The sequence below is a fragment of the Pseudomonas sp. XP1 genome (assembly GCF_053557675.1).
In genome coordinates, this window is the sequence record NZ_JBNRIJ010000008.1 from 127,006 (window position 1) to 135,582 (window position 8,577).

The 8,577-nt window shown below is 64.3% G+C and carries 7 protein-coding genes; 2 read left to right on the plus strand and 5 right to left on the minus strand.

The window, feature by feature from the left end:
• Nucleotides 1-3: 3 nt before the first annotated feature.
• Both ACK1U9_RS10080 and pilM read right to left on the minus strand, forming a co-directional pair.
• Entirely contained in the window at nucleotides 4-540 is a 537-nt protein-coding gene (locus ACK1U9_RS10080; protein ID WP_322492333.1) for a PilN domain-containing protein, read from the minus strand.
• Nucleotides 537-1,418 carry a type IV pilus biogenesis protein PilM gene (pilM, locus tag ACK1U9_RS10085; protein WP_108480398.1) on the minus strand — a complete coding sequence of 294 codons (882 nt, stop codon included), beginning with the start codon at nucleotides 1,416-1,418 and terminating at the stop codon, nucleotides 537-539. Before pilM ends, ACK1U9_RS10080 begins: the two co-directional genes overlap by 4 nt.
• Nucleotides 1,419-1,625: 207 nt before the next feature.
• Here pilM and ACK1U9_RS10090 point away from each other — a divergent pair, with 207 nt between their 5' ends.
• The gene (locus ACK1U9_RS10090; RefSeq protein ID WP_371916251.1) at nucleotides 1,626-4,076 is read left to right on the plus strand and encodes a penicillin-binding protein 1A; all 2,451 of its coding nucleotides are present in this window, start codon (nucleotides 1,626-1,628) and stop codon (nucleotides 4,074-4,076) included.
• Between the two features lie 110 nt (nucleotides 4,077-4,186).
• Here ACK1U9_RS10090 and ACK1U9_RS10095 read toward each other — a convergent pair whose 3' ends face one another.
• From ACK1U9_RS10095 to rpmE, 3 genes are all read right to left on the minus strand, one after another.
• Nucleotides 4,187-5,455, minus strand: coding sequence for a malic enzyme-like NAD(P)-binding protein (locus ACK1U9_RS10095; RefSeq protein WP_046613532.1), 1,269 nt, complete (start codon nucleotides 5,453-5,455; stop codon nucleotides 4,187-4,189).
• Nucleotides 5,456-5,632: 177 nt separating this feature from the next.
• Entirely contained in the window at nucleotides 5,633-6,454 is an 822-nt protein-coding gene (locus tag ACK1U9_RS10100) for a thermonuclease family protein (RefSeq protein WP_135001737.1), read from the minus strand.
• A 2-nt stretch (nucleotides 6,455-6,456) separates the two neighbouring features.
• Nucleotides 6,457-6,672 carry a 50S ribosomal protein L31 gene (gene rpmE / locus ACK1U9_RS10105; RefSeq protein ID WP_046613534.1) on the minus strand — a complete coding sequence of 72 codons (216 nt, stop codon included), beginning with the start codon at nucleotides 6,670-6,672 and terminating at the stop codon, nucleotides 6,457-6,459.
• Between the two features lie 167 nt (nucleotides 6,673-6,839).
• Here rpmE and ACK1U9_RS10110 point away from each other — a divergent pair.
• On the plus strand, nucleotides 6,840-8,577 hold a 1,738-nt coding region (locus ACK1U9_RS10110; protein WP_449109865.1), incomplete at its 3' end, for a primosomal protein N'.

An 8,577-nucleotide genomic window follows, 5' to 3' on the forward strand; every position in this document is an offset into this window, starting at 1 on the left:
CATTCACGACCAGAACGCCGAAACGCGCGCACCCAGCAGGAATTCATCGCCGCCCGGCAGGCTCCTGATGCGCTTGAGCTCCAGACCGACCAGCGCGCCGGAGCGGCTCAGGTCACGCATGAACTGCGCGACCACGGCGCCCGAGGTGGCCAGCCCGGTCATCTGCAGGTTGCCGTCTTCCAGGCTGAGGTCGAGCAATTGCACACCCACTGGCAACGCCCGCTCGAGGTCAGCAAACACCCCGGCCAGCACATCCTGGTGGGCACGCAGGCCCTCCAGCGCCACCGCACGTGCCAGTAGCGCCTCGTGCTGCGCACGCACATCGGCCAGCGGCTGCAATTGCTCGCCCAACACCTCAAGTGCTGCCTGGTGTCGGGTATTGGCCAGCGCCTGCTGCTGCCCGCGCTGGCGGGCCAGCTGGTCGATCAGCGTCACGCCACACAGGGCCAGCAGCGCTCCGGCGACCAGCTGCCTTCGAAAAGACCGCAACGCAGCCCGGCGTTGCCGTTCGCGCCAAGGCAGAAGATTCAGCCGCATCATCGGCGCAACCCTCCCAGAGCCAGGGCGCACGCCAGGATCATCGCGCCATCGACATGTTCCAGGCGCGCCAGATCGGGTACCAGGCGACACGGCAGGTTCAACCGGGAGCCGAGGCTCTGCAACTGCCCCGGTTCGATAGGGGAACGGCTGGCAATCAACAGGCAATCGGGCAAAGGCTCACTGGCGAGCAAGGCCAGCAAGCGCTCCGGCAGCGCTCCCGCTATCGTCGACAGGCCCAGGCTCAGCTCACGCCGCTGCTGAGGCCGGCCCGACTGCCAGCCATGAAGGGTGGTGCTTTGCGCCTCGATACGCAGCAGCGCCGAGCGCTGCTGCCTGTCCAGTGGCAGCATGCGCCCCAAGGCAATGCTGTCGACCTCAACGGCCTCCAGTTGCAACCCGGCCTCCTCGATGATGCTTTCAAGTGGCGCCAGTGCACTCTGCCGGCACGCAGCTACCATCACCTCAGCGCAGCCTGGCTCGACGCTAGAGCCTCCCAGAACCTGAAAATCCAGGGCCAGGTCTTCCAGCGGAAATGGAAACAGCCGTTCGGCGTCAGCCAGCAACTGCGCCTCCATTTCTGGCCCACCCTGTTCCACCGGCAGATGGCACACTTTGCAGATCACCTGGTTGCCCGGCAGTGCCAGCGCGACCCTGCGCTGCCTGAGGCCGCTGCGTCGGTAGGCCCGCCTCAAGGCAGCCGCCACGGCGCCAGGTTCTGCCACCCAATCACTGCCAGCCGGTGATTCGAACGGTTCTTGTACCGAGGCAAGCACCCGGCAGCGCCGGTTACGCCGCTGCAATTGCACAATCCGAACGGAGTCAGGGGCGATTTCCACCCCCAAGAGTGAACCGGCATCCTTGCCGAAGCGTCCTAGCATCGTGGCATCCTTGTTGTCTGTCGCCGCCGTCTGTCGCGACTACCTGCCCCAACCCCGCGTCAACACTAGGCCGCGCCGCCCCATCGAGGCGACGGGCAGCCTGGCCGGTAACCCGGAGAGGCGAAAAAATGCTTATAATGCCCAGCGTTTTTTGGTCCGCCGGACCTGCGTGCAATCCACTCCCAACCTGGACACCGAAAAGCCTTGATACGTCTGCTGAAGTTCTTCTGGTGGTCTTCCGTCGCAGTCATCTGCGCGCTCGTACTCGGTGTGAGCGGTGCGTTTCTGTATCTTAGCCCCAGCCTGCCCTCGGTCGAATCGCTCAGAAGCATCCAGTTGCAGATCCCCCTCAGGGTGTACAGCAGCGACGGCAAGCTGATTGCCGAGTTTGGCGAAATGCGTCGGTCGCCGATCCGCTTTGCGGAAATTCCCCCACAATTCATACAGGCGCTTCTGTCAGCCGAGGACGACAATTTCCTCAACCACTACGGTGTCGACCCCAGCAGCCTGATGCGCGCCGCAACCCAGCTGGTGAAAACCGGCCACATCCAGACCGGCGGCAGCACCATCACCATGCAGGTGGCGAAGAACTTCTTCCTCACCAGCGAGCGCAGCTTCTCGCGCAAGACCAACGAAATTCTGCTGGCGCTGCAGATCGAACGTGAGCTGACCAAGGACGAGATCCTCGAGCTGTACGTGAACAAGATCTACCTGGGCAACCGCGCGTACGGTATCGATGCCGCTGCGCAGGTGTACTACGGCAAGTCGATCCGCGACGTGAGCCTGGCGCAGATGGCGATGATCGCCGGCCTGCCCAAGGCCCCCTCTCGCTTCAACCCGCTGGCCAACCCGGTGCGCGCCAAGGAGCGCCGCGACTGGATCCTCGGCCGCATGTACAAGCTTGGCAAGATCGACGAAGCCAGCTACCAGGCAGCCCTGGCCGAGCCGCTCAACGCCAGCTACCACGTGCCCACGCCTGAAGTGAATGCGCCTTACATCGCCGAAATGGCCCGCGCCGAAATGGTCGGCCGCTACGGCAGCGACGCCTACACCGAAGGCTTCCGTGTCACCACCACGGTGCCCAGCGACATGCAGGAAATGGCCAACAAGGCCATCCTCAACGGCCTCTCCGACTACGATGAGCGCCACGGCTACCGCGGCCCCGAAGCACGCTTCCCGGGGCGCACCCAGGCGGCCTGGCTGCAGGAACTGGGCAAGCAGCGCAGCCTTGGCGGCCTGGAGCCGGCCATCGTCACCCAGGTCGAAAAAACCGGCCTCAAGGTGCTGACCCGCAGCGGCCAGGAAGAGCTGGTGGCCTGGGACACCATGAAATGGGCGCGCCCGTTCATCAATAGCAACTCCCAGGGCCGTGCGCCGCAGTCGCCGGCAGACGTGGCCCAGGTCGGTGACCTGGTGCGCCTGCAGCGCCTTGAGGATGGCAAGTTCAAGTTCAGCCAGGTGCCTGGCGCGCAGAGCGCGCTGGTCACCCTCGACCCTTACAACGGCGCCATCCGCGCCCTGGTCGGCGGCTTCTCGTTCGAGCAGAGCAACTACAACCGCGCCATGCAGGCCAAGCGGCAGCCGGGCTCGAGCTTCAAACCGTTCATCTACAGCGCCGCCCTGGACAGTGGCTACACCGCATCCAGCCTGGTCAACGATGCACCGATCGTCTTCGTCGACGAGTACCTGGACAAGGTCTGGCGACCGAAGAACGACACCAACACCTTCCTCGGCCCGATCCGCATGCGCGAAGCGCTGTACAAGTCGCGCAACCTGGTGTCGATCCGCCTGCTGCAGGCCATGGGCGTGGACCGCACCATCGACTACATCGCCAAGTTCGGTTTCAACAAGCAGGACCTGCCACGCAACCTGTCGCTGGCACTGGGCACCGCTACCCTGACCCCGATGGAAATCGCCACTGGCTGGAGCACCTTTGCCAACGGCGGCTACAAGATCACCCCGTACCTGATCGAGCGCATCGAAAGCCGCAGCGGCGAGACGCTGTTTACCGCCAACCCGGCCCGCGTACCACAAGGTGCCGAGGACCAGGCGGGTGTGGCCGCGCCCGAACAGCCGATCAGCACCGCCGCCATGCCGGGCGAGGCACCCGCCGCCTTCGGCCAGGTAGCGCCTGCACCGCAGGCGCCGGCTGTGGCCGAGCAGATAGTCGACGGGCGTACCACCTACATCCTCACCAGCATGCTGCAGGACGTGATCAAGCGCGGTACCGGCCGCCGGGCGCTGGCCTTGGGCCGCACCGATCTGGCAGGCAAGACCGGTACCACCAACGAATCCAAGGACGCCTGGTTCTCCGGCTACAACGCCGACTACGTGACCACCGTCTGGGTCGGTTTCGACCAGCCCGAAACCCTTGGGCGCCGCGAGTACGGCGGCACGGCGGCACTGCCGATCTGGATGAGCTTCATGGGCGCGGCGCTCAAGGACAAGCCTGCGCATGCGCCAGCAGAGCCGGAAGGCATCCTCAGCCTGCGCGTCGACCCGGTCAGCGGCCGTGCCGCTTCGCCGAGCACGCCGAATGCCTACTTCGAGCTGTTCAAGGCCGAGGATTCGCCGCCGTCGGTGGACGAACTGGGCACTGGCGCAGCACCGGGCAGCCCGTTGCCGGCGGATGAAGCGGCACCGATGGATCTGTTCTGAAGCACAGCGGTTAACGCCGCCCCCTACAAGGGACGGCATCATCAGTGCAGCGTGTAAACAAAAAGCCCCGGCTCATACGAGCCGGGGCTTTTTGTGTCGCCAGGCAGCAATCAGCCTTTGAACACGTCATCCACGCTGGTCAGCGGGTAGTGCTTCGGATACGGCAGGGTAGCCACGCCGGATTCGATGGCGGCCTTGGCCACCGCGTCGGAAACGACGGTGATCAGGCGAGCGTCCAGCGGCTTCGGAATGATGTACTCACGGCCGAACTCCAGGCCTTCCACGCCGTAGGCCTCGCAGACTTCCTTCGGCACTGGCAGCTTGGCCAGGTCTTTCAGGGCGATGGCGGCGGCGATCTTCATTTCTTCGTTGATGCGCTTGGCGCGAACGTCCAGGGCACCACGGAAGATGAACGGGAAGCCCAGTACGTTGTTGACCTGGTTCGGATAGTCGGAACGACCGGTAGCCATGATCACGTCGCTGCGAGTGGCGTGCGCCAGCTCAGGCGAGATTTCCGGGTCCGGGTTCGAGCAGGCGAACACGATCGGGTTGGCAGCCATCGACTTCAGGCCTTCGGCGCTCAGCAGGTTCGGGCCGGACAGGCCTACGAACACGTCGGCACCGTCGAGGGCGTCAGCCAGGGTGCGCTTGTCGGTTGCGTGGGCGAACTGCGCCTTGTACTGGTTCAGGTCGTCACGGCCAGCGTGAATCACGCCGCTGCGGTCGATCATGTAGATGTTCTCGACCTTGGCGCCCATGCTCACCAGGAGCTTCATGCAGGAGATCGCGGCAGCGCCGGCACCCAGGCAGACGATCTTGGCGTCTTCCAGCTTCTTGCCGGCGATTTCCAGGGCGTTGATCATGCCGGCAGCGGTCACGATGGCAGTACCGTGCTGGTCATCGTGGAATACCGGGATGTCGCACTGTTCGATCAGGGTGCGCTCGATTTCGAAGCACTCAGGCGCCTTGATGTCTTCGAGGTTGATGCCACCGAAGGTGATCGAGATGCGGCGAACGGTGTCGATGAAAGCCTGTGGGCTTTCCGATTCCACTTCGATGTCGAACACGTCGATACCAGCGAAACGCTTGAACAGAACACCCTTGCCTTCCATGACCGGCTTGGAAGCCAGTGGGCCGAGGTCACCCAGACCGAGGATGGCGGTGCCGTCGGAAATCACCGCAACCAGGTTGCCTTTGCCGGTGTATTTGTAAGCCAGCTCTGGATCACGGCCGATTTCACGCACGGGCTCAGCAACACCTGGGCTGTAGGCGAGGGCGAGATCACGGGCGGTGGCGGTGGGCTTGGAGAGCTCGACGCTCAGTTTCCCCGGACGAGGTTGAGCGTGATATTCGAGAGCGGCGGTTTTCAGGTCTGACATGGTGGGCATTCCGCTATTTACTGTTCTGACGGACCGCCGAGGATACGCAAAGAGCCGGGGAGCCACAAGACTGGTCGGTCACTTGTGTCAAGGCCTTTAGCCTACGACTTTACGCTATAACCCACGGGGCATACGCCTCACAGTGTGTACAATTTAATAGCGAAATGTCTACATCTTTTAGCCTGAAATGCGCTCCAACATGCCCGGATCGGTCAACGGCAACAGCCAGCGTCGCTGCCCGGGCTTCAGGCCGCCCTTACGGGAACGATCCAGCACCCAGCCACGCGCCTCGACCTGGCGCCCCTTGAGGTTATCGAAGAAGCTGGCGGGGAAGTTGCGCTGCAGACGAGCGGGAACCTGCAGCACCACGGCCCCGTCCAGGTTCAGCCAGACCCCGCCACGGTTGCGCTCCACGCCTTCGATGCGGCCCGCAATGATCGCGAAACCCGACTGCCTCACATCCCCGGCACGCACCACAGGCGAACGACGCCACAGCCCGGAGCCAGCCTTGCGCGCAGCCTGCTCGGCAAGCTGCTGGCAAGCGCTGAGGCGCACATTTGGGGCAACCGCGACGCGATAGCCCAAACCCTCGCTGAGCAACTGTGCCTCGATATTGTCGCCATTGCGGCCGTAGATATGCGCCAGCGTGCGGCCGTATTTGTCCTTGGACTGGACGCCCGGCTCCAGCACGACACGCCCGTCGCTGGCCTTGACCAAGGCCTGCAAACGTTGCCTGGCGGACTCGGCATAGGGCTCGCTGTTGCGCCCGTTGCGGCCGATTTCCGGGGCGTTGATACCGATCAGTCGCACGCTGCGGCCATCGACTAGACGCAAGGTATCGCCATCCACCACCTGCCGTACCGCCACCCACTGTGGGCTGTCCGGCAGCGGGCAGAACGCCAGGGCCGGGAAATGCCAGATGACGCCCATAAAAAAGGCGCCCACAAGGGGCGCCTTTTTTTGCAGCAATGCGAAACCCGAGGGGCTCGCCATGCGCATGATTACTTCTTGGTACCGAACATACCGAAGCGATCGGCGAACTTCTGTACGCGACCACCGGTGTCCAGGACTTTCTGCTTACCGGTGTAGAACGGGTGGCACAGGTTGCAAACGTCGATCGACAGGGTGCTGCCCAGGGTCGAACGGGTTTCAAACTTGTTGCCGCAGCTGCAGGTGACTGCAACTACTTCGTAGTTCGGATGAATATCTGCTTTCATGGTCACTTCCTCGAGCTGCGTGCCGCCACCCAACACCAATTGTTGAATACCGCACGTAATTAGGCGGCGAATAATACCAGAGCATCACGCCAACGCAAGTTGTCGCTTGCACCGACCGTCGTCTGCTAGGCTCGCCAGTCTTTGAAACGCCCTCCGAGACTTTTCGCGTGTCCGACGTCATCCTGCGCCTTGCCCTGCCCTCCCCGCTGCGTCGCCTGTTCGACTACAAGGCGCCGGCAAGCATGGCGCGCCAAGCCTTGACCCCGGGCATGCGCATTCGCGTGCCATTCGGCCGCCGCGAAATGATCGGCGTGCTGGTGGAGGTGTGCGAGCAAAGCGAAGTGCCCGCCGACAAGCTCAAGCCGGCCAGCGCCCTGCTCGACCCGGTGTCGCCGATCCCGCCGTCGCTGTTCAAGTTGTGCCTGTGGACCGCCCAGTACTACCAGCACAGCCTGGGTGACACCCTGAGCTGGGCCTTGCCGACCCTGCTGCGCCAGGGCGAACCCGCCGAGATGCGTCAGGAGCGCTTCTGGCACGTCGCCCCCGACGCCCGCCTGGAAGACCCTCGCATCGCCCGCGCACCGCGCCAGCGCGATGCCCTCAAGACCCTGGCCCAGCACCCGCACGGCGTGGCCCACAGCCTGCTGGCCAAGCTCAACCTGAACAAGGACAGCCTGGACCTGCTGCTGGCCAAGGACCTGGTACAGATCGAGGTCCGCCGCCACCTGCCGGCGCTGCGCCACGAACACTGGCTGGCACAGCCGGAACTACCGCTCAACGAAGAGCAACGCGACGCCTTCGACGCCGTGCGCGAAGGCTTTGGCAGCTTCGGCGCCTTCCTGTTAGCCGGTGTCACCGGCAGCGGCAAGACCGAGGTGTACCTGCAACTGATCCGCGAAACACTGGAGGCGGGCAAGCAGGCCCTGGTGCTGATCCCGGAGATCAACCTCGGCCCTCAGACCCTGGCCCGCTTCGAGCAACGCTTCAACGCCCGCATCGCCCTGCTTCATTCGGCGGTGAACGACCGCGAACGCCTGGATGCCTGGCTGGCAGCCCGGGACGGCGAGGCAGACATCATCATCGGTACCCGCTCGGCGCTGTTCACGCCGATGAAGAACCCCGGCCTGATCATCATCGACGAGGAGCACGACGGCTCCTATAAACAGCAGGAAGGCCTGCGCTACCACGCCCGCGACCTGGCGTTGGTGCGTGCCCATCAGGAAAACGTCCCGATCCTGCTCGGTTCTGCCACGCCATCACTGGAAACCCTGCACAACGCGCTGACCGGCCGCTACCGCCTGCTGCGCATGAACCAGCGCGCTGGCGGCGCCCGCCCGCCGCGGATGCTGCGTCTGGATGTGAAGAGCCTGCCACTGGACAGCGGCATCAGCGGCCCACTGCAGCAGGCCATCCGCCAAACCCTGGAGGCAGGCCAGCAAGTGCTGGTTTTCCTCAACCGCCGCGGTTTCGCCCCGACCTTGCTGTGCCACGACTGCGGCTGGCTGTCCGAATGCCCGCGCTGCGATGCGCGCATGACCGTACACCAGCGCTCCGGCGTGCTGCGCTGCCACCATTGCGGCTATGACGAGCGCCTGCCGCAGCAGTGCCCGCAGTGCAACCACGTTGACCTGCGCCCGGTCGGCGCCGGCACCGAGCGCGCCGAGGAACGCCTGAAAGTGCTGTTCCCTGATTACCCGATCCTGCGTGTGGACCGCGACAGCACGGCACGCAAGGACGCCATGCACAACCTGTTCAGCACCATCCAGCGCGGCCAGCCGAGCATCCTCGTCGGCACCCAGATGCTCGCCAAGGGCCATCACTTCCCGCGGGTGACCCTGGTGGCTATCCTCGATGCCGATGGCGGGCTGTTCTCCGGCGATTTCCGCGCCAGCGAACGCATGGCGC

Coding starts and splice junctions, on each gene's coding strand:
- ACK1U9_RS10080 (WP_322492333.1), bottom strand. CDS start 540: ATGATGCGGCTGAATCTTCTGCCTTGGCGCGAACGGCAACGCCGGGCT.
- pilM (WP_108480398.1), bottom strand. CDS start 1,418: ATGCTAGGACGCTTCGGCAAGGATGCCGGTTCACTCTTGGGGGTGGAA.
- ACK1U9_RS10095 (WP_046613532.1), bottom strand. CDS start 5,455: ATGTCAGACCTGAAAACCGCCGCTCTCGAATATCACGCTCAACCTCGT.
- ACK1U9_RS10100 (WP_135001737.1), bottom strand. CDS start 6,454: ATGCGCATGGCGAGCCCCTCGGGTTTCGCATTGCTGCAAAAAAAGGCG.
- rpmE (WP_046613534.1), bottom strand. CDS start 6,672: ATGAAAGCAGATATTCATCCGAACTACGAAGTAGTTGCAGTCACCTGC.